Raw genomic sequence first — 20441 nt, 5'->3', positions numbered from 1 at the left:
GGAGACGAGAGATGCTGATCCGGACCGGATACAGCCCCGGCGAGGCCGAGGTTACCGACAAGGCCCTGTGGCTCGACCGCCGCCGCTTCCTGGCCCTGGGGGCCGGCGGCATGGTCGCCGCCACGGCCTGGCCGGCGCAGGCGGGGCCGCTGGCCGGGGTGGTCAAGTCGCCCCATCGGGTCGATGACGCGCTGACGCCGCTGAAGGACGTCACCCACTACAACAACTTCTACGAATTCGGCACCGACAAGGGCGACCCGGCCCAGATGGCCCCCAGCTTCTTCGGCAAGCCGCCCCGGCCGTGGACCGTCACCGTTTCCGGCGAGTGCGGCAAGCCCGGTCCCATCGGCTACGAGGACCTGATCCGGCCGCACCGGCTGGAGGAACGCATCTACCGGCTGCGCTGCGTCGAGGCGTGGTCCATGGTCATTCCCTGGGTGGGCGTGCCGCTGGCCGACGTGCTGAAGCGGTTCGAACCCAATTCCAACGCCAAGTACGTGGAATTCACCACCCTGGTCGATCCCGAGCGCTTTCCCGGCCAGCGCGGCAGAATGCTGGACTGGCCCTATGTGGAGGGGCTGCGCATGGACGAGGCCATGCATCCGCTGGCTCTGCTGGCGGTGGGGCTATATGGCGAGGAACTGCTGCCGCAGAACGGCGCGCCCATCCGGCTGGTGGTGCCGTGGAAGTACGGCTTCAAAAGCATCAAGTCCATCGTCACCATCCGCTTCACCGAAAGCCAGCCCCGCTCCACCTGGATGAAGTCGGCCCCGCGCGAGTATGGCTTTTACGCCAACGTCAACCCCAGGGTGGATCATCCGCGCTGGAGCCAGGCCAAGGAACGGCGCATCGGCGAGTTCCTCAAGCGCGACACCCTGGCCTTCAACGGCTATGCCGAGCAGGTGGCCGGCCTGTATGCCGGCATGGACCTGGCGGTCAATTACTGATGGGGCGGGCGCTCAAGCCGCTGGTCTTCGCACTCTGCCTGCTGCCGCTGGCCTGGCTGGCGGCCAGGGCCATGACCGTCGGACTGGGGGCAAATCCCATCGAGGCGCTGATCCGCTTTCTTGGCGATTGGGCGTTGCGCTTCCTGCTGATCGCCCTGGCGGTGACGCCGCTGCGCCAGCTCAGCGGATGGTCGCCGCTGGCCCGGCTGCGCCGGATGCTGGGGCTGTTCGCCTTCTTCTACGTGATCCTGCATCTGCTGGCCTATGCGGGAATCGACCAGTTCTTCGACTGGGGCGCCATCGGCCGCGACATCGCCAAGCGGACCTACATCACCATCGGCATGGCGGCGGTGCTGCTGCTGCTGCCGCTGGCGCTCACCTCCACCGATTCCATGATCCGCCGTCTGGGCGGGCGGCGCTGGCGGGCGCTGCACCGGCTGGTCTACGTCATCGCGCCACTGGGAGTGACGCACCACTGGATGATGGTGAAGAAGGATCTGACCGAACCGATGATGCACGCCACCATCCTGATAATCCTGCTGGGATGGCGGGTGCTGGCGGCGTGGCGGGCGAAGCGGCATAATGGTGGCCGAACAGAAGTCAGGCAGGCAACGCCATGCGCCGTCCGCTCATCATCGCCATCCTCGTCCTAGCCGCGTCGGCGGCCGCGCCGGCGGCGGCCAAGCCCAAGAACTGCTTCAGCGCCGCCGAGATCGGTGCCGAGCGGGAGATCCGCCACGGCATCTACCTGCGCGAGGCGGCCCGGCGCTGCGACGAGGACTATCTGAAAGGCTCGGCGGCGGCGTGGCAGAAGTTCGAAACCGCCAACGGCACCCGGTTCCGGGCCGCCAACGCCAAGCGCGTCAAGGCCTGGAAGCGGGAATTTCCCGACGACTGGCAGACCAAGATGACCCATGCCGACGGTCGCCTCGTCACCTTCGCCCGTCATCTTCCCCGCACCGGGGCCTTTTGCGACAATATCGACGGACAGTTGAAGGAAATCGGCAAGCGCGGCTATGGCGCCTTCGCCACCCAGTCGAAGCGGGTCCACAACGAGGTGATCGGCGATTACAAGGTCTGCCAGTGACGGCGGTCAGCGCTTGGGGTCCAGAACCCGTCGGGTGACGGCCCAGCGTCCCAGCGGCTGGTCGCAGTGCCGGGCGTGCTCGGTCATCCAGTGGGCGACCAGATCGTGGACCTTGCCGCCGTCGCGGTCGGCGCAGACCTGGGCGTTCAGCATCACCGACAGGCGGTCGATGAGCGTGGCGTGGTCGTCGAGGTGACGTTCGGCGGCGGGATAGCCGGCTTCGGTCATCACCCGCTCCTGGACGGCGAAATTGCGTCCCGCATAGCGCATGATCGCCTCGATGCGGGTACAGCGGCTGTGGTCGCATTCCCCCCGTCCCCCCTCGCCGCGGCGGCATTCCACCCCTGGCTGGAAGACGCGGCGCAGCAGGAAGCGCAGGCCCTCGTTGCCGGCGTCGATGGCCGGAACCCCGGTTTCCAGCTCCTGCGTCAGCGGCGCCATGATCGCATCTGCCCCGGCATCGTCACCCGTGACTCGGCAGTCTAGCAGCGGCATGCCGACACTTCAACTTAACATCGAAGCCCGGATTATTTTGCAACTGCGAGATAGGGGCGGTATTCGAAATCCTCGATCTCGATATGATGGATCAGCCAGCCGGAGAGAAAGGTTCGCAATTCCTCGGCGACGACGCCGAAATTGTCCGGGCGCAGGTTGGCGGCCATTTCGGCGACCCGCAGCGCGATGGTCTGGTGCGAGTGACGGTGAAGGTCGAGGAAGGGAAAGCCCGAGCGCTCCATCATTCCCTCTTCCTCGGCGAAATGGTAGGCCACGTAATCGGTCAGCTGGGCCAGAACCCCGGTGACGGCCTCGACGCCGATATCCGAGGCCCGGGGCAGTTCCTCCACCAGGGCGAACAGGTGGCGGTGGTGCTGGTCGAGGCTGTCGACGCCGACGCTGAGATCATCGCTCCAGGTCACCGTATCCTCCCCCATGTGCCGTCCCGGCTGTCCATACCCCCTGCCGGACATGGGATCAATCAGGAAACGCCGATGGACGGCGTGGAGGCGCCCGCCTGGGGGGCGCCGAAGAACAGCAGGCCGTTGCGCCACTGGGTCAGCGGCGTCACCCAGGGGGCCCGGCCGCCCTGATGGCGGGACGACGGCTGCATCGGCCGGCCGAAGTAATAGCCCTGGCCGTAGCGCACGTTGTAGACCCGCAGCAGATTGGCGGTGGCCTCGTCCTCGACCTGCTCGGCGATGGTGGCGACCTTCAGTTCCCGGCACAATTGGGTGATGGCGCGCAGGAAGGGCAGGCTTTCCGGCTTGCTGGCGGCCTCGCGGACATAACTGCCGTCGATCTTCACATGATCGACCTTGAGGCCGCGCAGATAGTGGAACGCCGCCGCCCCCGAGCCGAAATCGTCGATTCCCACCGGATGGCCGCGCCCCCTGATTTCCTGGATGATGGCGTTGGCCGCCACCAGATCGCTGATGGCGGCCGATTCCGTCAGTTCGAACAGCAGCCGGCCGCGCAGGTCCGACGCCTCCGAGATCATCCGCACCAGGCGGGCGGCCACGCTGGAACTGGACAGCGACCGCCCCGACAGGTTGACGGCGAAGCGCAGCGATGGTTCCGCGCCGGGGTCCTGGCGCATGAAGGCGATGGCCCGGGCCAGGATGGCGCAGTCCAGTTCGCCCACCAGGCCGGTATCCTCGGCGAAGACGACGGTGTTGTAGGGCGAGGCGCCGCTGTCGCCGAACCGGACCAGGCATTCGAAATGATGGACGGCCCCGCTCCATAGGTCGACGATGGGCTGGAAGTGGAGCTGGAAATCGCCCCGGCCGATGGTCTGCTTGATCTCGCGCATCTTGGTGACGGTCAGGGACAGGGTCGGCCGGGCCATCCTGGACAGGTCCTGGATGGTGGCGCTGCCATCCTGGGCGAAGCGGTTCAGGGTGTAGACCAGGGCGTTGGTGGCCTCTTGCGGCGAGATCTCGCCGCCGTCGAACGAAATGGTGGCGGCGTCGGGGTGGAGGTCGGCGCCCAGGATCGACTGGGCCAGCCCGGATATGGCCGTTTCGATCTGTCCGGCCGAGAGGTCGGGGCCGTGAATCAGGCCGTATTTGGAATCGCCGAGATCGGCGGCGGCTTCGCCTCCCACCGAGCACTGGCGCAGGTAATCGGTAAAGCGGGCGATGAATCCGGCGGTGGCCTCGGCGCCCACCTTGGCGCGCAGCCCGGCCAGTTCCGGCAGGTCCAGCAGGGTCATGCGATAGCTGTCGTCGGAGTCCTTGGCGCTTTCCTTGATCAGGCCGCCGGCCAGGGCCTCGAACCCCTCGCGGCCGAGCAATCCCTCGTCGTTGCGCTTCACCGTCGGCGTCATGATGGTGCCGCCGTGGGTCAGGACCAGCAGCAGGCGCCCCTCGTGATCGGGGTGGGGGTAGCCCGACAGCGCCACCGGCACGATGTCGCCGTCGGGCACCGCCACATGCAACAGGGTGTGGCGGACGCGCTCGCCCCTGGCCATCCGGCGCAGGGCGTTGCGGGTCCGCGCCATGTCCTCGGGGCGGATCAACTGCTCCAGCGTCATGGTGGCCAGCAGCCGCGCCGGCCGTCCCACCAGCGACATGGACGCGCCGACGGCGAAGATGATGCGGCCGGAATGGTCGGTCTCCATCAGCAGGTCGGCGGCGGCGAAGGCGAAGGCGACATAGGCCTCCTGCGGCCGGCCGATCCTGGCTTCGCCGCTTGCCCCCTGGTTCCGGTCCTGCCCTGGCGGCTTTTTCATGGTCTATGACATATGGCTGCGTCGAGGTGGCATTGATACACCGGCCACCATCATAAGGGAATTCCTGGTTCTTCTTATTCTTCATCTAAAAGGAACAATTTTATTCAAATTTTTTCAGGACTTGGGGCTTTTCACGCCAAGGGTGGGACGTATCGCCAACCATACGGCTAAAGGGTTAGACATTCCGGGCTGACGTCTTTCCGTTACGGTCTTTGCATATACGGATGCCCCGATACCCACAGAAACATTATGGGTCTAAGCTTTGTATATGGACGGGCTCGCCATTGGCGGAGCCCTTTTTTTATTCAGGCAGGGATATTGATCATGGGAAAATACGGCCCGCAAGAAGGCCCCTGCGACTGGGACCGGCGCAACGGCGAAATGGATGTGGAGGAACTGCACAAGGTTCTTAATTGCGCCTCGGAGCGCGGTTGCAATCAGTGCGTCAGATGCAGCGAGCGGGCGCTGGAGAAATTGCTGGTCAACGCCCGCCAACAGCGCACCTTCGGCAGCCTGGGCCTGGAGCGTCTGGAACTGGAAATGGACATGAGCGCCGCCTTCGGCATGTGACGCTCCCCCGCCCGGCGGGCGGGGCCTCACACGTTGGACAGGCCGCCGCTGTGCTGGTTGTGGATCAGGGCCATGAGTTCCCGGCGGGTGGCGGGATTGTCGCGGAATTCGCCCAGCATCCGGCTGGTCACCATGGTGACGCCCGGCTTGTGGATGCCCCGGGTGGTCATGCACTGGTGCGCGGCCTCGATCACCACCGCCACCCCCTTGGGCTGGAGCACGTCGTTGATGGTGTTGGCGATCTGGGCGGTCAGCTTCTCCTGAATCTGGAGGCGGCGGGCATGGATCTCGACGACGCGGGCCAGCTTCGAGATTCCCACCACCCGGCGGTTCGGCAGGTAGGCGACATGGGCCTTGCCGATGATGGGCACCACATGGTGCTCGCAATGGGATTCCAGGCGGATGTCGCGCAGCAACACCATCTCGTCGTAGCCGTCGGTCTCCTCGAAGGTCCGGTGCAGGATTTCGGTGGGGTCCTGGTCGTAGCCGGAGAAGAACTCCTCGTAGGCGCGGACCACCCGGTCGGGAGTACCGATCAGTCCCTCGCGGTCCGGGTCGTCGCCAGCCCAGCGCAGCAGGGTGCGGACCGCGTTCTCGGCCTCAGCGCGGCTGGGGCGCTGGACGCGCGGACGCTCCTGCGGGACAAGCTCCCTGGGAAGCGGGACCGGAAGGGTGGTGTCGTCGGACGTCATGGCGTTGTCCCTTGGCTGCGGAGTTGACCCTACCGCATGTGGGTCCGCCCCCGCCCCCGTGCAAGTGGATCAGTTCAGCATCGGGCGGTCGTGGGGGGAGTCCAGCGAGAATGCGGGGATGACGATGTCGAAGACCTCGCCCTTCTCGTCCTCCATCTCGTAGGTGCCGTGCATGATGCCCGATGGCGTCGGCAGCGGCGTGCCGCTGGTGTATTCGTAGCCGTCTCCGGGGTTCAGCACCGGCTGCTCGCCGACCACCCCCGGCCCTCTGACCTCCTGGACCCGGCCGATGGCGTCGGTGATGATCCAGTGGCGCCGCATCAGCCGCACGGTGCAGGAACCGTGGTTCTCGATGCGGACGCGGTAGGCCCAGACATAGTGGTTGTCGGCCGGCGAGGACTGGTCCTCCAGGTAGAACGGCTTGACCGTCACCACGATGTCGCGGGTTGTCTGGCTGTACATGCGGAAAGCACCCTCGGGGTTCAGTGCCCCACTCTAAGCCCGGCGGCCGCCAAGTAAAAGGATTCTAGCCGCCTTCCAGGCGGTCGTCCGTCCTTCGAGGCGGCGTTCACGCCTAGAACAGGGCGTATTGTCCCGCCGGAGCGGCCTTGCCGCGGCGGGCGGCGGCGGGCGGCGGACGTCGCGGCGACGGCTCCGGCCTCGCCATGGGTTCGGGCCGGACAATGGTTTCCGGCCGCTGGGTCGGGCTGGGCAGCGGGTGCAGGCGGTCGGCGGCACGTTCGTCCAGTTCCGCCTTCAAGGCGCCGGCCACCAGGGACAGCCGGCGGTTCTCGGCCTCCAGGCGGGCGGCGCGCCCCCTGGCCTGCTCGACCTGCTCCGTCAGGCGCCCGACCATGTCGGCGGCCTGGGCGAGGTCGGAATGGAATGCCTGGTCCCGCGCCAGTCCGTCCGCCATGGCGCGGGCGAGGTCGTCGCGGGCGGCGTCCAGTTCGGCGCGCAGGCGGATGATGTGGGCGGCATCCTGGGCGGCGCCGGCCAGGCTGGCCGCCGCCGGCGGGGGCGGCGTTTCCCGGCGCAGGCGCTCGTTCTCGGCGCGCAGGTGGCGCAGTTCGTTCCGGAGATCGAAGACGGTATCTTCCAGTTCGTCCAGGCGGCCGGCGGCGGCCGGCGGCTCCGATTCCGACAGCCGTTCGGCCAGGGCGACGAAATCGAGGCCGGCATTGTCCAGCAGCCGGGCGGCGGTGCGCAGCGCGTGCACCGCCTCGGCCTCGTTGTCCGAGGCCGCCATGGCCAGCACCTTGGCGAGTTTGTGAACGTCCATGGACAACCCCTTGAGACCGGGCGATTCTGTCCCATCGCCCCCGTGGTTTCAAACTATATTTTGTGGTCTGCTCCGGCCTTGCCGCACAAGACCGCCGGGGCGGACGGGTTTTGTCTTGCAAGCCGGCCCCCGTTGGGTTAACCGAGCCGCAAGGCCGATCCCTCTGACGATCCGGGGCTCCATGACCGAACTTTCCGCCCTTGCCGCCCGCGTCGAATTGCTGCGCGACACCCCGGTGCTGTGCATCGGCGACGCCATGCTGGACCGTTTCGTCTATGGCTCGGTCGACCGGGTCAGTCCCGAGGCCCCCATTCCGGTGCTGTTCATCGAGCGCGAGACTGCCATGCTGGGCGGGGCCGGCAACGTGGTGCGCAATCTGGTGGCGCTGGGCGCCGCGCCGGCCTTCGTGTCGGTGGTGGGCGACGACGCCGCCGGCCGCGAGATCACCCGCCTGGTGGGCGAGCATGGCGAGATCGACCCCTGCATCGTGGTCGAGCCCGGCCGCCAGACCACCATCAAGTCCCGCTTCTTCGCCTCGCACCAGCAATTGCTGCGCGCCGACCGCGAATCGCGCGCCGCCGTCAACGATTCCATCCGCGACCAGTTGCTGACCCGCGCCGACCGGCTGCTGGCCAGGGCCGGGGTGGTGGTGCTGTCCGATTACGGCAAGGGCGTGCTGGCCCCGCCGGTGGCGGGCGAACTGATCCGCCGCGCCACGGCCAAGGGCAAGATGGTGGTGGTCGATCCCAAGGGTGCCGATTACTCCATCTACGCGGGCGCCACCATCGTCACCCCCAACCGCAAGGAATTGCAGGAAGCCACCGGCATGCCGGTGGACGGTGACGACGCGGTGGTGGCCGCCGCCCGTCACCTCATCGGCACCTGCGGCCTGGAGGCGGTGCTGGTCACCCGCAGCCAGGACGGCATGACCCTGGTCACCGCCGCGGGCGAGGTTCACCATCTGCCGGCCGAGGCCCGCGAGGTGTTCGACGTATCGGGAGCCGGCGACACCGTGGTGGCGACCCTGGCGGCGGCCATGGCCTCCGGGGCCTCGCTTCTGGAAGGCGCCCGCCTCGCCAACGTCGCCGCCGGCATCGTGGTGGGCAAGGTGGGAACCGCCGTCGCCTATGCCGAGGAAGTGGTGGCGGCGCTGCATCACGACGACCTGACCGCCGGCGAATCCAAGATCCTGTCGGCGGTCGCCGCCGCCGAGATCGTCGCCCGCTGGCGCCGCAAGGGCCACAAGGTCGGCTTCACCAACGGCTGCTTCGACCTGCTGCATCCCGGCCACGTCTCGATCCTGGCCCAGGCCAGGGCCGCCTGCGACCGGTTGGTGGTGGGGTTGAACAGCGACGCCTCGGTCCAGCGTCTCAAGGGGCCGAACCGGCCGGTGCAGTCCGAGGCCTCGCGCGCCACCGTGCTGTCGTCGCTGGCGACGGTGGATCTGGTGGTGATCTTCGGCGAGGACACGCCGCTGAAGCTGATCGAGACGCTGAAGCCCGATGTGCTGGTCAAGGGCGCCGACTACACCATCGACAAGGTGGTGGGCGCCGACCTGGTCCAGTCCTGGGGCGGCAAGGTGGTGCTGGCCGGTCTGGTGGACGGCCAGAGCACCACCAACACTATCCGCCGCATGAACGGGAGCTGAGCCGTGACCGGCGGCCTCACCCAACTGGGACAAGCCACGGCGCTGCCCGCCAGCCCCGATTCGGCGGTGCTGGAGACGGTGCCCGACCCCCATCCCGGCACGCTCTATCTGGTGCGGTTCTCGGCGCCGGAATTCACCTCGCTATGCCCGGTTACCGGCCAGCCCGACTTCGCCCATCTGGTGATCGACTACGCCCCCGACGGCGCCCTGGTGGAAAGCAAGTCGCTGAAGCTGTTCCTGGGCAGCTTCCGCAATCACGGCGCCTTTCACGAGGACTGCACCATCGCCGTCGCCAAGCGGCTGGTGGAGGCCTGCAAGCCCCGCTGGCTGCGCATCGGCGGCTATTGGTATCCGCGCGGCGGCATTCCCATCGACGTGTTCTGGCAGACAGGAATCCCGCCCGAGGGGCTGTGGCTGCCCGACCAGGGCGTGCCGGGCTATCGTGGGCGGTAGGACGCCGCTCATCCTTCGAGACGCTTCGCTCCTCAGGATGAGGCCGCTTTATCCCGACCTTATCCTGAGGAGGCCCGAATGGGCCGTCTCGAAGGATGAAGTATCCTTGCCATGAAGGACGCCATCCGCGCCAAGGCGCTTGAACTGGGGTTTTCCCAGGTTGGGTTCGCCGCCGCCGCCGCTCCGCCGGGCTGGAAGGCCGATCTCGCCGCCTATGTCGCCGACGGCCGTCACGGCGACATGGGCTGGATGGCCGATACCCTGGACCGCCGCGCCGATCCCCAGGCGCTGTGGCCCGAGGTCCGCAGCGTCGTCGTGCTGGGCACCAGCTACGCCCCCAAGGGCGATCCCCTGGACCTGATCCGCCGGCCCGAACGCGGCGTCATCAGCGTCTATGCCCGCAACCGCGACTATCACGACACGGTGAAGAAGCGGCTGAAGGCGCTGGGACGCTGGCTGGCCGAAACCACCGGCTGCGCGCTGAAGGTGTTCGTCGACACCGCCCCGGTGATGGAAAAGCCCTTGGCCGGGCAATCCGGGCTGGGCTGGCGCGGCCGCCACACCAACATCGTGTCGCGCAGCTTCGGCTCGTGGCTGTTCCTGTCGGAAATCTTCACCACCCTGGAGATCGAGCCCGACCCGCCGGAACCCGACCGCTGCGGGTCCTGCCGCGCCTGCGTCGACGCCTGCCCGACGGCGGCGCTGGACGGCGACGGCCATATCGAGCCGCGCCGCTGCATCTCGTACCTGACCATCGAGACCCGGGGCGGGATTCCGGCCGAATTGCGCCCGCTGATGGGCAATCGCGTCTACGGCTGCGACGATTGCATGGCGGCGTGCCCGTGGAACAAGTTCGCCCCGCCGACCACCGAGCCCGACTTCCTGCCCAGGGTGGAACTGACGGCGCCGCTGCTGGCCGATCTGGCGCGGCTGGACGAGGCGGGGTTTCGCGAGGTGTTCACCGCGTCCCCGGTGAAGCGGGCCGGGCGGGACCGCTTCGTCGCCAGCGTGCTGGTCGCCATCGGCAACAGCGGCCGGGCCGAACTGGCGGTCCATGTCGAGCGGCTGCGGAACGACCCGTCGCCGCTGGTCCGCGCCATGGCGGATTGGGCGGCGTCAGCCCTCGCTGGCCAGGGCTCGGGCCAACTGTGACAGCGCGTCCTGATGCTTCTCGTTGGAGATGCTGGTGAAGTTGCGCGCCAGTTCCAGGCACATGCGCTGACGGGCGGAAAGATCGGCGCCGCGCCGGTTTTCCAGCCCCTCGTAGAAGAAGCCCACCGGGACCCCCAGGACCTGGGCGATCTCGAACAGCCGGCCGGCCGAGATGCGGTTGATGCCGCGCTCGTACTTGTGGGCCTGCTGGTAGGTGACTCCGATCAGGTCGGCCATCTGCTGCTGGGACAGGCCCAGCATGATGCGCCGCTCGCGGATGCGGGTTCCGACATGCCGGTCGATGTCATTGGCACGGTTGACGGGACGCGCTGCTTTCGCATTGGTCTTCTGAGGCATAATATTCAATTTATCACGAGTTGACTTACCCGATATGGGAGCCGCATCAGTCAAATCAGGCATGGCGACTCTTCCCTTCACATAGTCGGAATTGGACAGCCGGGCAACCCGAAACTTCCTTGCTTGTGGAAAACCGAATGTTTGGCTTTCAATCAACCCAAGGTACTTAATTTATAGTGATGCTAGCCTGACGCGGCTGCGTGGAATATCTTTGAAAAACCATGCGGGAGCGCCAGAATGCCGTACGGCAAGGACGTGCCGTTGCCGATACCGATCATGTGGTGGCGAGGCCGGAACCCTACCAGGGGTTCATAGGCTCATCATACGAATAGCGCCAAGGGTATATGCTTATTGCTATACGGTAAGGTCGAGAGCATGACCGGAGGATAGGGTCGGGGGGATGATTTCCACCCCGTCCTGCCCTGGCGGGCGTCCCGGCCCGGCGGCGCGGGCGTAGGCTTCGGCTCCCGCCACGATGGCCGAGGACAGGAACGCCCCCTCGTCTCCGCCCTGTTCCTGGGCGATGGACTGGACGACGAAGGCGGTGAAGGCCTGGGCGGAAGCGTCCCCGCCATCGCGAGGGACGGCGAAAGGGGGCTGCGAATGCCGGTCGGACGGCCGCTCGTCGGCGGCATCGAAGCGGTGCGACGGTGGACGCCGCGATATCTGGGGTGGATCGGGCGGAACGAAGCGTTGCTGGGCGGCCTGGGCGGCGGCGAGATTCTCCGTCCGAACCGCGGCGGCCACGCCGCGCGGGTCGATGCTCGCGCCCGATCCGCCGATGCCGTCCAGCGACACCCAAACCTCCCCGTTCGAGGAACAACCCGGCCAAGGATACGACTCCGGCCCCGCGACTCGCAATGATTTCGTCATGGACGGGCGGCGGCGGTGAATCCGGGGCGGCGATCGGGCTTGACGGCCGTCCCGGCTGGGCGCTATGTCTTGGCCGTGGTGATTTGTCCGACCGGATTGCGGCCACGTTAAACATTCCGCTAAAGAGGTTTGCGCGCTCCGTGTCCGAGCCCTGACCCCTTGTTTTCCGGGTTGGGGCTTTCGTGTTTCAGGAGACCAGCATGAGCAGCGGCGATTCCAGCACCTCCCGTCCGGCAAGATCCTGGCGCCCCCGCACCCGTCAGGTGCGCGGCGGCCTGGAGCGGACCGGCTTTTCCGAGACGTCGGAGGCCCTGTTCCTGACCTCGGGCTATGTCTACGGCAGCGCCGCCGAGGCCGAACACAGCTTCGACGGCACCCTGGACCGCATGGTCTATTCCCGCTTCAAGAATCCGACCGTGGCCATGTTCGAGCAGCGTCTGGCCGAGATCGAGGGCGCCGCCGCCTGCCGCGCCACCGCGTCGGGCATGGCCGCCGTCCATGCCGCCCTGATGTGCCAGCTCAAGGCCGGCGACCGGGTGGTGGCGTCGCGTGCCCTGTTCGGCTCGTGCCAGTGGATCATCAACGAACTGATGCCGCGCTTCGGCATCGAGCGGGTGTTCGTCGACGGCCCGGACATCGGGGCCTGGGAACGGGCGCTGTCCAAGCCCACCGCCTGCGTCTTCATCGAGACTCCGGCCAATCCCACCCTGGAAATCATCGACGTCCGGGCCGTCGCCGACCTGGTCCACAAGGCCGGCGCCCGCCTGGTGGTCGACAACGTCTTCGCCACCCCGATCCTGCAAAGCCCGCTCGATCTCGGCGCCGACATCGTGGTCTATTCCGCCACCAAGCACATCGACGGCCAGGGGCGCTGCCTGGGCGGCGCCGTGCTGGGCGATCTGGCCTTCTGCCAGGACGTTCTGGGGCCTTACCTGCGCAACACCGGCCCGGCGCTGTCGCCGTTCAACGCCTGGGTGTTGCTGAAGGGGCTGGAGACCCTGGACCTCAGAATCGAACGCCACTGCGCCAACGCGATGAAGATCGCCCGGTTCCTGGAGGGCCGCCCCGAAGTGGCCCGGGTGCTCTATCCCGGCCTGGAAAGCCATCCCCAGCACGAACTGGCGGCCCGGCAGATGCGGGGCTGGGGCTCGATCCTGGCGCTGGAGCTGAAGGGCGGCAAGGCGGCGGCCTATCGCCTGCTCGACAATCTGGAGCTGATCGACATCTCCAACAATCTCGGCGATTCCAAGAGCCTGATCACCCACCCCTGGACCACCACCCATCAGCGGCTGTCGCCCGACGACAAGCTGGCCATGGGCATCGGCGAGGGACTGGTGCGCCTGTCGGTGGGGCTGGAGGACGGCGACGATCTGGTCGAGGACCTGGAACGGGCGCTGACGGCCTGATGCCGGGGAACCAAAAAAAAGGGCCGGCGAAGTGATGCGCCGGCCCAGGTGTGGCTCCCCCGTCAGCCAAGGACGGACCTTCGGTCCTCCATGATCCGACGAAGGATCGGGGTTAGTATGAGCTCCATGGCCAGACCCATCTTGCCGCCGGGGACCACGATGGTGTTGCGCCGGCTCATCCATGAATCCTTCAGCATCTGAAGCAGGAACGGGAAATCGACCCGGAAGCGGTCGGGCTTCCGGAAGCGGATCACCACCAGGCTCTCGTCGGCGGTGGGGATGTCGCGGGCGATGATGGGGTCCGAGGTGTCGACGATGGGCACCCGCTGGAAGTTGATGTCGGTCAGCTTGAACTGCGGCACCACGTAATGGACGTAGTCGTGCATGCGGCGCAGGATGGTTTCCATCACCGCCTCTTCCGAATAGCCGCGCTGGTTGGTGTCGCGGTGGATCTTCTGAATCCATTCCAGGTTGATCACCGGCACCACGCCGATCTTCAGGTCGGCGAACTGGCCGACATTGACGTCCTTGGTGACGACGCAGCCGTGCAGTCCCTCGTAGAACAGGCAGTCGGTATCCTCGGGCACGTCCTCCCACGGGGTGAACTCGCCGGACTTGACGCCGAGATGGGCGAAGCGGGCCGCTTCCTCGTCGTTATGCATGTACAGCCGCCGGCGGCCGCGGCCGGTATCGCCGTAGCTGCCGAACAGTTCGCCCAGTTCGGCGAACAGGTTGGCCTCGGGGCCGAAATGGCTGAAATTGGTGCATCCCTTCCGTTCGGCCTCGGCCATGGCCTTCTTCATGTCGGCGCGGTTGAAGCGGTGGAACGAGTCGCCCTCGATGATGGCCGGCTTGATGCCCTCGCGCCGGAACATATGCTCGAAGGCTTCCTTGACCGTACTGGTGCCGGCCCCCGACGAACCGGTCACCGCGATGATGGGATGTTTTCTCGACATGGATTCTTCCCCCCTGTTCTCGGCCGCGTCAGGCGATCTTCAGCTTTTCGCGCCAGCCGGGATAGAGATTGTCGGCGTCGGCGGGGAAGGATTCGAACGCTCCCTTCAATTCGGGATGATCCTTGGCGTAGTCCACCAGATCGACCCCCTGGATCCAGGCCTGATGGGCCTGGCGCAGCGACAGCGCGCCGGCCACGGCGCCGTCCTTGTGGCCGAAGGCGCCGCCGCCCGAGGTCTGGATGACGTTGGAGTGGCCCAGATTGGCGAAGAAGCCGGGCAGGCGCAGCGCGTTCATGCCGCCCGAGATGATGGGGGTGCAGGCCTTCATCCCCAGCCATTCCTGGCGGAAATGGCTGCCCTCGGCCACGTCGTTCTCCAGCATGTAGGCCACCATCTTCTCGCCGGGCTCGCCCTCCATCTTGCCGTAGCCCATGGTGCCGGTGTGGATGCCCGACGCGCCTTGCAGGCGGGCCATCTTCATGTGGACCAGCACGGTGTAGCCGCGCTTGGACTGGGACGAGGTGACGGCGCCGTGGCCGGCCCGGTGATAGTGCAGGAACTGGTTGGGGAAGTTGCGCCGGCACAGCGTGATGGCGGTGGGGCCGCCCACATAGCCGTCCACCAGGAAGGCGACGTGGCTGGCGTTCTTGCCGAAGGTCTCCAGGATGTAATGGCCGCGCGCCAGCATCTCGGCCGGGTCGTCGGCGGTGATGTTGGCCGAGAACAGCTTGGGCTGGCCGGTGGCGTCCTGGGCGCGGTCCATGGCGTCGGCCACCAGCCGGATGGTCTCCTTCAGCGGGGCGAAGACCTGGTTGCCCTGGGGCTCGTCGTTCTTGATGAAGTCGCCGCCCAGCCAGAACTGGTGGCAGGCGTCGGCGAACGGCTTGGGCCGCAGGCCCAGCTTCGGCTTGATGATGGTGCCGACCACCATGCCGCCGTTCTCCTGCGGCCGGCCCAGCACCCGCCACATGTCCCTGATGTTGCAGGCGGGGCCGTCGAACAGCCGCAGATAGGCCGGCGGCACGTAGAAATCCAGCATCTTGGCGTATTCGACGTCCGACATGCCCTGGTTGTTGCCGATGGCCAGCGTCAGGAACGACACGATCATGGCGCGGCCGTCGATGATGTTGCGGTCGAACAGGTCGATGGGATAGGCGATCTTCATCAGTTCGCGCTGTTCGTCGACCTGATAGACGATGGCGTCGACGCCGCGGGTGAAGTCGTCGGTGGTGCAGACCTCCACATTGGTGCCGGTCGAGGATTCCGCGGCGAAATGGGCGGCGGTGGCGAGATAGCCGTATCCGGCCTTCGGCTTCATGCGGTAGGCGCACAGAACATGGCGTCCACCCCTGATCAGGCTGTCCTCGTCGAGGGCGAGATTGGCGTAGCGCTTGGATTGATCCATGATCCGACGTCTCCCTTTGGCTTTCTTGGCGCTCAATGTGCCTGGAATGCGGCCGGGGGAGAACACCCGTGCGGGGAGTGTTCGAAATTAGTTGGGTGGGGCAACCCCACCCCGAAGAGGTGGTGGGGGTAGGGGCTAAACCGCCTTGGAATGGCGCTGCTCGCCGGCCTTCAGGTAACGGTCGAAGGCGGCGCAGACGGCGCGGACCAGGGTGCGGCCGTCATGGGTGACGCCGATGCGCCGGCCGTCCACCGTGACCAGTCCGTCGGCCTGAAGCGGCGCCAGGGCGGCCACCTCCTCGGCGAAGCGCGCCCCGTCGACGCCATGGCGGCCGGCGACGGCGTCCAGGTCGATTTCCAGGTCGCACATCAGGCGTTCGATGATCTCGCGGCGCAGGCGGTCCTCGTCGCTGACGGCGAAGCCGCGCACGGTGGCGAGGCCGCCCTCGGCGATGGCGCGCTGATAGGCGTGGACCTCGCCCTCGTTGACCACATAACCCTGGGGCAGGGCGCCGATGCCCGAGGCGCCGAAGCCGATCAGGGTGGCGGCGCTGTCGGTGGTGTAGCCCTGGAAGTTGCGGTGCAGGCGCTTTTCCCGAAGCGCCACCGCCATGGCGTCGTCGGGCGCGGCGAAATGGTCCAGGCCGATCTGGACATAGCCGTGGGTCTCGGTCAGCAGCTTGCAACCCTGCTCGTATTGCTGCCAGCGGGTCTCGGTGTCGGGCAGGGTCTCGTCGGGGATCAGGCGCATGTGCTTTTTCATCCACGGCACATGGGCATAGCCGAACAGGGCGACGCGGCGCGGCGTGAACCCCCGGATGGCGGTGTCGATGGTTTCCAGCAGGCCGTCCACCGTCTGGTGCGGCAGGCCGTAGACCAGATCGATATTGACCTCGGGCACGCCGTGCCGGCGCAGCCAGCCCACCACCCGCTCGGTGACCTCGTAGGGCTGGATGCGGTTGATGGCCCGCTGCACCTTGGGGTCGAGATCCTGGACGCCGATGGAGGCCCGCGTCACCCCGGCCCCGGCCATGGCCTTGACATAGGCCTCGTCGGCGGTGCGAGGGTCGAGTTCCACCGCCACCTCGGCGCCGTCCTTCAGCAGGAACCGGCTTTTCAGCCGGTCGATGGTGCGGACGAAATCATCGGATTTGAGGATGGTGGGGCTGCCGCCGCCGAAATGGATGTGTCGCGCCGTCATGCGGCCGGGCAGCGCCTCGGCCACCAGATCGATCTCGCGCCACAGCGCCTCCATATAGGCGGCGACCGGACCGTACTTCTTGGTGATCTTGGTATGGCAGCCGCAGAACCAGCACATCTCGGCGCAGAACGCGATGTGCAGGTACAGCGACAGTTCCAGTTCCGGGTCGATGGCGCCCAACCATCCGCGATAGGTCTCGCCGGTCACGCCCGGATGGAAATGGGGCGCGGTGGGATACGAGGTGTAGCGGGGGACGCGAAGGTCATACTTCGCCGCGAGGTCGGGGCGCATGGGCAAGGGTCCTGTCAATCCGGGAGAGCACCCTACTCCCGTCCATGTTTGCATTGCAACGGGCTCGGTCAAGGCGTAAAGGCCCGCCGGCCGCTCCGCGTTCAATGGTCTCGACGGGATGCGGCGGCTCGGGTATGACTCGCGTCGGCCTTGGGAGGGGAGCCATGAAGACCTGCATCGCCATACGCCATGTCGCCTTCGAGGATCTCGGCAGCTTCGAGCCGGTCTTGTGGGAACGCGGCTTCGACGTCGCCTACCGCGAGGCCGGCTGGGACGAACTGGACGCGGTCGACCCGCTGGCCCCCGATCTGATGGTGGTGCTGGGCGGTCCCATCGGCGCCTATGAGGACGAATCCTATCCTTTTCTTGCCGACGAACTGAAGCTGATCGAGGCCCGTCTCAAGGCCGGGCGCCCCATCGTCGGCATCTGCCTCGGCGCACAGCTGATCGCCCGCGCCCTGGGCGCCCGCGTTTATCCCAATGGCGGCGTCAAGGAAATCGGCTGGTCGCCGCTGGACCTGACCGATGCCGGGCGGGCGTCCTGCCTGGCCGCCCTCGACGCCGTGCCGGTGCTGCACTGGCACGGCGACACCTTCGACCTGCCCGACGGCGCCACCTTGCTGGCTTCGACCCCGCTCACCCGCCACCAGGCCTTTTCGTGGGGGCGCTCCGCCCTGGGACTGCAATTCCATGTGGAGGCGACCCGCCACGGGCTGGAGCGCTGGTTCATCGGCCATGCCTGCGAGATCGCCGGGGTTCCGGGCCTGTCGGTCCGGGACCTGCGCGCCGAAACCCGGCGCCACGCCCCGCTTCTGGAGGAATGCTGTCCGGGGGTGCTGGCCGGTTTCCTGTCTGATATGATGCTTGGCTGACGCCCCGGTCTCCCGCCTGTTCACCAGGGGGAAAGGCATGTATAGTCCGGCCGAATGGTTGAGAGAACCGCCGTGGAAGAAAAGCTCAACGAGGAAGACGTCAAGCGCCTGCTCTCCAATCCGACCGGGGACACGCGCACCGAGATCGCCGACAAGATCGCCTCGCAGCATCAGGGGTTGAGCGCGGGCGAACGCAAGCTGGCCGAGGATATCTTCCGCCTGATGGTGAAGGATGCCGAGGTCAGGGTGCGCGAAGCCCTGGCCCGCCAGTTGAAGGAGAATCCGACGGTTCCCCACGACGTGGCCCTGGCGTTGGCCCGCGACGTCGAGGACGTGTCGCTGCCCATGCTCCAGTTCTCGGAGGTCCTGACCGACGAGGACCTGATCGAGATCGTCCAGAGCCAGGGACCGGAAAAGCAGGTGGCGGTGGCGTCCCGCCACTCGGTCTCCGCCGGACTGGCCGACGCCCTGGTGGAAACCGGGAACGAGGCGGCGGTGGCCACCTTGGTCTCCAACGAGGGCGCCGAGCTTACCGAGAAGACCTTACTGAACGTCGCCGACCGCTACGGCGAGAGCGAGGTGGTCGGCAAGTCGCTGGTCGAGCGCAAGGCCCTGCCGATCTCGGTGGCCGAACGGCTGATGACCAAGGTCTCGGAAAATCTGCGCCAGCACCTGATGGCCCGCCCGGACATGACGCCGGAGGCCGCCGCCGCCATGATGATCCAGGCGCGCGAACTGGCCGTGCTCGGCCTGTCCAGCTCCGACAGCGACGTCGCCGCCCTGGTCGATCATCTCTATCGCGTCGGCCGCCTGACGCCCTCCATCATGCTGCGCGCCGTCTGCATGGGCGACATGACTTTCCTGGAAGTGGCCCTGGCCAAGCTGGCCCGCATCAAGGTCGAGAATTGCCGCACCCTGATCCACGACGCCGGCAAGCGCGGCTTCGAGGCGCTGTTCGAGAAGGCCAGTCTGCCCAAGGCGTTCTATGCCGCCATGCGCGCCGCCATCGACGTGTCCTACGAGATGGAATACGACGGCAAGCCCAATGATCGCGAACGCTTCTCGCGCCGCATGATCGAGCGGATTCTGACCCAGTACGGCGATCTTGGCGTCGATTTCGAGAACGACGACCTGGAATACCTGCTGGCCAAGATGAACCAGCTTCCGACCACCGTGCTCGGCGACTGACGGACAAGAAGAAGGGGAAAGGAAGGGCATGGCCAGCAAGGCGGTAAAGCCGGCGGACAAGGGGGCGAAGCCTGTCGACAGGGATGCCGCGTTCCGCAGGGAAATCATCACCACCATCAAGGGGCCGGTCACCGACAAGGTGACCAAGCTGATTCCCGCCCTGGCGGCGTTTCCCAATCCCTACGCCTCGGTTCTGGCGACGCCCGAGCTGCTTTACGCCTGCATGCAACTGGTGCGGACCAAGCGCGAGCTGTTCGCCGAATTCCTGGTGGATGCCGTCGGCAATCCGGTGGCCGAGGACGACAAGCCGCTGCGTTGCGAGCGCAGCCTTGACCAGATCATCAGCATGGTGGTGCGGTCCGGGGCCAAGGCCTATGCCACCAAGCGCTTCGCTCCGCCCGACGCCGAGGCCCAACTGGCTGCCAAGACGGCCAAGTCGGAACCGAGGACCCTGCTGGAGAAGATCACCGCCCTGGTGTCGGGCAAGTGGGGGGACATGGAGGTTCCCAAGCCGTCGCCCACCCAGGCCGACATCTTCTACAACGCCATCAGCGATTACCTGGATTACGACTGGCAGGTGCCGTTGATCCCCTATTTCGCCGAATTGCCGGTCAAGCTGATCCGCGAGATGGGGCGCGGCGTCACCACCTTGCGCACCCCCGAGGGCATCGCCGCCCTGGCCGACATCGGTCGCCATTCCATGGATCAGGCCAAGCGCATCCTGTCCGACGACATGATGCGCGAGATGCTGGACACCCAGCCGCTGGCGGCCAAGGGTGTCGCCTTCCTGGGCAAGGAGCGCTACGACTACCTGCACGGCACCGTCTACGACAAGATGGGCGAGAAGTTCTGGGAAATGTGCGTCGACACCGACCGGCTGGAGGCCATGGAGGTCCAGAACGCCAAGGATCTGGAGCAGATGGCGTCGCACCTGCACATCCTGTCGGGCGAGGCCATCAACCAGTTCGTCCGTTTCCTCCAGTTCTCGCAGATCCCGATCATCCTGGAGGTCGGCAGCGAGAGGCTGGGCGAGGACAAGTTCGCCGAGATCTTCGGCGTGCCCGGCAACAAGAAGCTGGTCAAGATATTCTGCGAGAAGATCAAGGTCGCCAAGCTGGACCCCGACGACCCCGACGCCGACCTGCGCAAGAAACTGCCGGACATCTTCAACGCCTATCTGCGCGCCCCGGCCGATTTCGAGCGCGGCCTGTAACCTTCTGGTTGGGTGCGGCAACAACATCTCGCCGTCAATCTTGCGCGAATCGCGATAAGTGGTATGCTTCCCGGCCTCAACGGGAGGTTCCGGTGATTCCTGAGCAACGGATGTCGAGGCG

22 protein-coding genes and 1 riboswitch are annotated in these 20441 nt (G+C 66.7%); of the genes, 11 read left to right on the top strand and 11 right to left on the bottom strand.

What is annotated here, in order from left to right:
* Window positions 1-11: 11 nt before the first annotated feature.
* Genes msrP through MTBSS4_RS13140 form a run of 3 tightly spaced genes read left to right on the top strand, consistent with a single transcriptional unit; the run spans window position 12 to window position 2034 of the window.
* Window positions 12-947, top strand: a complete 936-nt coding sequence (gene msrP / locus MTBSS4_RS13150; protein ID WP_173983859.1) for a protein-methionine-sulfoxide reductase catalytic subunit MsrP — start codon at window positions 12-14, stop codon at window positions 945-947.
* Complete coding sequence (locus MTBSS4_RS13145; RefSeq protein ID WP_173983858.1) at window positions 947-1600, top strand: sulfite oxidase heme-binding subunit YedZ; 654 nt, start codon at window positions 947-949, stop codon at window positions 1598-1600. Before msrP ends, MTBSS4_RS13145 begins: the two co-directional genes overlap by 1 nt.
* A complete protein-coding gene (locus tag MTBSS4_RS13140) occupies window positions 1564-2034 on the top strand; it encodes a hypothetical protein (RefSeq protein WP_173983857.1) in 471 nt (156 codons plus the stop codon). The genes MTBSS4_RS13145 and MTBSS4_RS13140 overlap by 37 nt, the downstream gene beginning before the upstream one ends.
* A 6-nt stretch (window positions 2035-2040) precedes the next feature.
* Here the strand turns inward: MTBSS4_RS13140 and MTBSS4_RS13135 are convergent, their stop codons facing one another.
* From MTBSS4_RS13135 to MTBSS4_RS13125, 3 genes are all read right to left on the bottom strand, one after another.
* On the bottom strand, window positions 2041-2475 hold the full coding sequence (locus MTBSS4_RS13135) for a bacteriohemerythrin (RefSeq protein ID WP_173983856.1): 435 nt from the start codon (window positions 2473-2475) through the stop codon (window positions 2041-2043).
* A gap of 86 nt (window positions 2476-2561) precedes the next feature.
* Window positions 2562-2951 carry a bacteriohemerythrin gene (locus MTBSS4_RS13130; protein ID WP_254432533.1) on the bottom strand — a complete coding sequence of 130 codons (390 nt, stop codon included), beginning with the start codon at window positions 2949-2951 and terminating at the stop codon, window positions 2562-2564.
* A gap of 59 nt (window positions 2952-3010) precedes the next feature.
* The gene (locus MTBSS4_RS13125; RefSeq protein WP_173983854.1) at window positions 3011-4762 is read right to left on the bottom strand and encodes an EAL domain-containing protein; all 1752 of its coding nucleotides are present in this window, start codon (window positions 4760-4762) and stop codon (window positions 3011-3013) included.
* A 324-nt stretch (window positions 4763-5086) separates the two neighbouring features.
* Here MTBSS4_RS13125 and MTBSS4_RS13120 point away from each other — a divergent pair, with 324 nt between their 5' ends.
* Window positions 5087-5332, top strand: a complete 246-nt coding sequence (locus MTBSS4_RS13120) for a hypothetical protein (RefSeq protein WP_173983853.1) — start codon at window positions 5087-5089, stop codon at window positions 5330-5332.
* Between the two features lie 26 nt (window positions 5333-5358).
* Here MTBSS4_RS13120 and folE read toward each other — a convergent pair whose 3' ends face one another.
* The 3 genes from folE to MTBSS4_RS13105 all read right to left on the bottom strand — a co-directional run bounded on the left by folE (window position 5359) and on the right by MTBSS4_RS13105 (window position 7306).
* Entirely contained in the window at window positions 5359-6024 is a 666-nt protein-coding gene (gene folE / locus MTBSS4_RS13115; RefSeq protein ID WP_173983852.1) for a GTP cyclohydrolase I FolE, read from the bottom strand.
* Between the two features lie 69 nt (window positions 6025-6093).
* The gene (gene apaG / locus MTBSS4_RS13110; RefSeq protein WP_173983851.1) at window positions 6094-6486 is read right to left on the bottom strand and encodes a Co2+/Mg2+ efflux protein ApaG; all 393 of its coding nucleotides are present in this window, start codon (window positions 6484-6486) and stop codon (window positions 6094-6096) included.
* A 112-nt stretch (window positions 6487-6598) separates the two neighbouring features.
* Window positions 6599-7306, bottom strand: coding sequence for a DUF2786 domain-containing protein (locus MTBSS4_RS13105; protein ID WP_173983850.1), 708 nt, complete (start codon window positions 7304-7306; stop codon window positions 6599-6601).
* Between the two features lie 181 nt (window positions 7307-7487).
* Between MTBSS4_RS13105 and rfaE1 the strand changes: the two genes are divergently transcribed.
* From rfaE1 to queG, 3 genes are all read left to right on the top strand, one after another.
* The gene (rfaE1, locus tag MTBSS4_RS13100; RefSeq protein ID WP_173983849.1) at window positions 7488-8954 is read left to right on the top strand and encodes a D-glycero-beta-D-manno-heptose-7-phosphate kinase; all 1467 of its coding nucleotides are present in this window, start codon (window positions 7488-7490) and stop codon (window positions 8952-8954) included.
* Between the two features lie 3 nt (window positions 8955-8957).
* Entirely contained in the window at window positions 8958-9407 is a 450-nt protein-coding gene (queF, locus tag MTBSS4_RS13095) for a preQ(1) synthase (RefSeq protein ID WP_173983848.1), read from the top strand.
* A gap of 111 nt (window positions 9408-9518) precedes the next feature.
* A complete protein-coding gene (gene queG / locus MTBSS4_RS13090) occupies window positions 9519-10559 on the top strand; it encodes a tRNA epoxyqueuosine(34) reductase QueG (protein WP_173983847.1) in 1041 nt (346 codons plus the stop codon).
* Here queG and MTBSS4_RS13085 read toward each other — a convergent pair.
* Together MTBSS4_RS13085 and MTBSS4_RS13080 are read right to left on the bottom strand one after the other, a co-directional pair.
* Complete coding sequence (locus tag MTBSS4_RS13085) at window positions 10524-10916, bottom strand: helix-turn-helix domain-containing protein (protein ID WP_173983846.1); 393 nt, start codon at window positions 10914-10916, stop codon at window positions 10524-10526. The two genes, queG and MTBSS4_RS13085, sit on opposite strands and share 36 nt — an antisense overlap.
* A gap of 354 nt (window positions 10917-11270) precedes the next feature.
* Entirely contained in the window at window positions 11271-11714 is a 444-nt protein-coding gene (locus tag MTBSS4_RS13080) for a hypothetical protein (RefSeq protein ID WP_173983845.1), read from the bottom strand.
* A 140-nt stretch (window positions 11715-11854) separates the two neighbouring features.
* A riboswitch (SAM riboswitch) is annotated at window positions 11855-11933 on the top strand.
* A 56-nt stretch (window positions 11934-11989) separates the two neighbouring features.
* On the opposite strand from MTBSS4_RS13080, the gene metZ reads away from it, so the two are divergent.
* A complete protein-coding gene (metZ, locus tag MTBSS4_RS13075; protein WP_173983844.1) occupies window positions 11990-13195 on the top strand; it encodes an O-succinylhomoserine sulfhydrylase in 1206 nt (401 codons plus the stop codon).
* A 62-nt stretch (window positions 13196-13257) separates the two neighbouring features.
* Here metZ and MTBSS4_RS13070 read toward each other — a convergent pair whose 3' ends face one another.
* The 3 genes from MTBSS4_RS13070 to hemN form a co-directional block, all read right to left on the bottom strand.
* On the bottom strand, window positions 13258-14151 hold the full coding sequence (locus tag MTBSS4_RS13070; protein WP_173983843.1) for a phosphoribulokinase: 894 nt from the start codon (window positions 14149-14151) through the stop codon (window positions 13258-13260).
* Between the two features lie 28 nt (window positions 14152-14179).
* Window positions 14180-15556 carry a ribulose-bisphosphate carboxylase gene (locus MTBSS4_RS13065; protein ID WP_173983842.1) on the bottom strand — a complete coding sequence of 459 codons (1377 nt, stop codon included), beginning with the start codon at window positions 15554-15556 and terminating at the stop codon, window positions 14180-14182.
* Between the two features lie 135 nt (window positions 15557-15691).
* Window positions 15692-17047: an oxygen-independent coproporphyrinogen III oxidase gene (gene hemN / locus MTBSS4_RS13060; RefSeq protein ID WP_173983841.1), complete on the bottom strand. Its 1356-nt coding sequence runs from the start codon at window positions 17045-17047 to the stop codon at window positions 15692-15694.
* 164 nt (window positions 17048-17211) lie between these two features.
* Between hemN and MTBSS4_RS13055 the strand changes: the two genes are divergently transcribed.
* The 3 genes from MTBSS4_RS13055 to MTBSS4_RS13045 all read left to right on the top strand — a co-directional run bounded on the left by MTBSS4_RS13055 (window position 17212) and on the right by MTBSS4_RS13045 (window position 20320).
* Window positions 17212-17919: a glutamine amidotransferase gene (locus MTBSS4_RS13055; protein WP_173983840.1), complete on the top strand. Its 708-nt coding sequence runs from the start codon at window positions 17212-17214 to the stop codon at window positions 17917-17919.
* Between the two features lie 72 nt (window positions 17920-17991).
* Window positions 17992-19107, top strand: coding sequence for a DUF2336 domain-containing protein (locus MTBSS4_RS13050; RefSeq protein WP_173983839.1), 1116 nt, complete (start codon window positions 17992-17994; stop codon window positions 19105-19107).
* A gap of 28 nt (window positions 19108-19135) precedes the next feature.
* Entirely contained in the window at window positions 19136-20320 is a 1185-nt protein-coding gene (locus MTBSS4_RS13045) for a hypothetical protein (protein WP_173983838.1), read from the top strand.
* Window positions 20321-20441 lie beyond the last annotated feature (121 nt).

This window comes from Magnetospirillum sp. SS-4 (assembly GCF_902729425.1).
Lineage (GTDB): Bacteria > Pseudomonadota > Alphaproteobacteria > Rhodospirillales > Magnetospirillaceae > Phaeospirillum.
Note: the sequence above shows the minus strand (reverse complement) of the source record. Positions and strands in the feature narration are given on the sequence as shown.

What these genes read in the sequence shown, in the direction of transcription:
- msrP (WP_173983859.1), top strand. Translation starts at nt 12, where the DNA reads ATGCTGATCCGGACCGGATACAGCCCCGGCGAGGCCGAGGTTACCGAC.
- MTBSS4_RS13145 (WP_173983858.1), top strand. Translation starts at nt 947, where the DNA reads ATGGGGCGGGCGCTCAAGCCGCTGGTCTTCGCACTCTGCCTGCTGCCG.
- MTBSS4_RS13140 (WP_173983857.1), top strand. Translation starts at nt 1,564, where the DNA reads ATGCGCCGTCCGCTCATCATCGCCATCCTCGTCCTAGCCGCGTCGGCG.
- MTBSS4_RS13135 (WP_173983856.1), bottom strand. Translation starts at nt 2,475, where the DNA reads ATGGCGCCGCTGACGCAGGAGCTGGAAACCGGGGTTCCGGCCATCGAC.
- MTBSS4_RS13125 (WP_173983854.1), bottom strand. Translation starts at nt 4,762, where the DNA reads ATGAAAAAGCCGCCAGGGCAGGACCGGAACCAGGGGGCAAGCGGCGAA.
- MTBSS4_RS13120 (WP_173983853.1), top strand. Translation starts at nt 5,087, where the DNA reads ATGGGAAAATACGGCCCGCAAGAAGGCCCCTGCGACTGGGACCGGCGC.
- folE (WP_173983852.1), bottom strand. Translation starts at nt 6,024, where the DNA reads ATGACGTCCGACGACACCACCCTTCCGGTCCCGCTTCCCAGGGAGCTT.
- apaG (WP_173983851.1), bottom strand. Translation starts at nt 6,486, where the DNA reads ATGTACAGCCAGACAACCCGCGACATCGTGGTGACGGTCAAGCCGTTC.
- MTBSS4_RS13105 (WP_173983850.1), bottom strand. Translation starts at nt 7,306, where the DNA reads ATGGACGTTCACAAACTCGCCAAGGTGCTGGCCATGGCGGCCTCGGAC.
- rfaE1 (WP_173983849.1), top strand. Translation starts at nt 7,488, where the DNA reads ATGACCGAACTTTCCGCCCTTGCCGCCCGCGTCGAATTGCTGCGCGAC.
- queG (WP_173983847.1), top strand. Translation starts at nt 9,519, where the DNA reads ATGAAGGACGCCATCCGCGCCAAGGCGCTTGAACTGGGGTTTTCCCAG.
- MTBSS4_RS13085 (WP_173983846.1), bottom strand. Translation starts at nt 10,916, where the DNA reads ATGCCTCAGAAGACCAATGCGAAAGCAGCGCGTCCCGTCAACCGTGCC.
- metZ (WP_173983844.1), top strand. Translation starts at nt 11,990, where the DNA reads ATGAGCAGCGGCGATTCCAGCACCTCCCGTCCGGCAAGATCCTGGCGC.
- MTBSS4_RS13070 (WP_173983843.1), bottom strand. Translation starts at nt 14,151, where the DNA reads ATGTCGAGAAAACATCCCATCATCGCGGTGACCGGTTCGTCGGGGGCC.
- MTBSS4_RS13065 (WP_173983842.1), bottom strand. Translation starts at nt 15,556, where the DNA reads ATGGATCAATCCAAGCGCTACGCCAATCTCGCCCTCGACGAGGACAGC.
- hemN (WP_173983841.1), bottom strand. Translation starts at nt 17,047, where the DNA reads ATGCGCCCCGACCTCGCGGCGAAGTATGACCTTCGCGTCCCCCGCTAC.
- MTBSS4_RS13055 (WP_173983840.1), top strand. Translation starts at nt 17,212, where the DNA reads ATGAAGACCTGCATCGCCATACGCCATGTCGCCTTCGAGGATCTCGGC.
- MTBSS4_RS13045 (WP_173983838.1), top strand. Translation starts at nt 19,136, where the DNA reads ATGGCCAGCAAGGCGGTAAAGCCGGCGGACAAGGGGGCGAAGCCTGTC.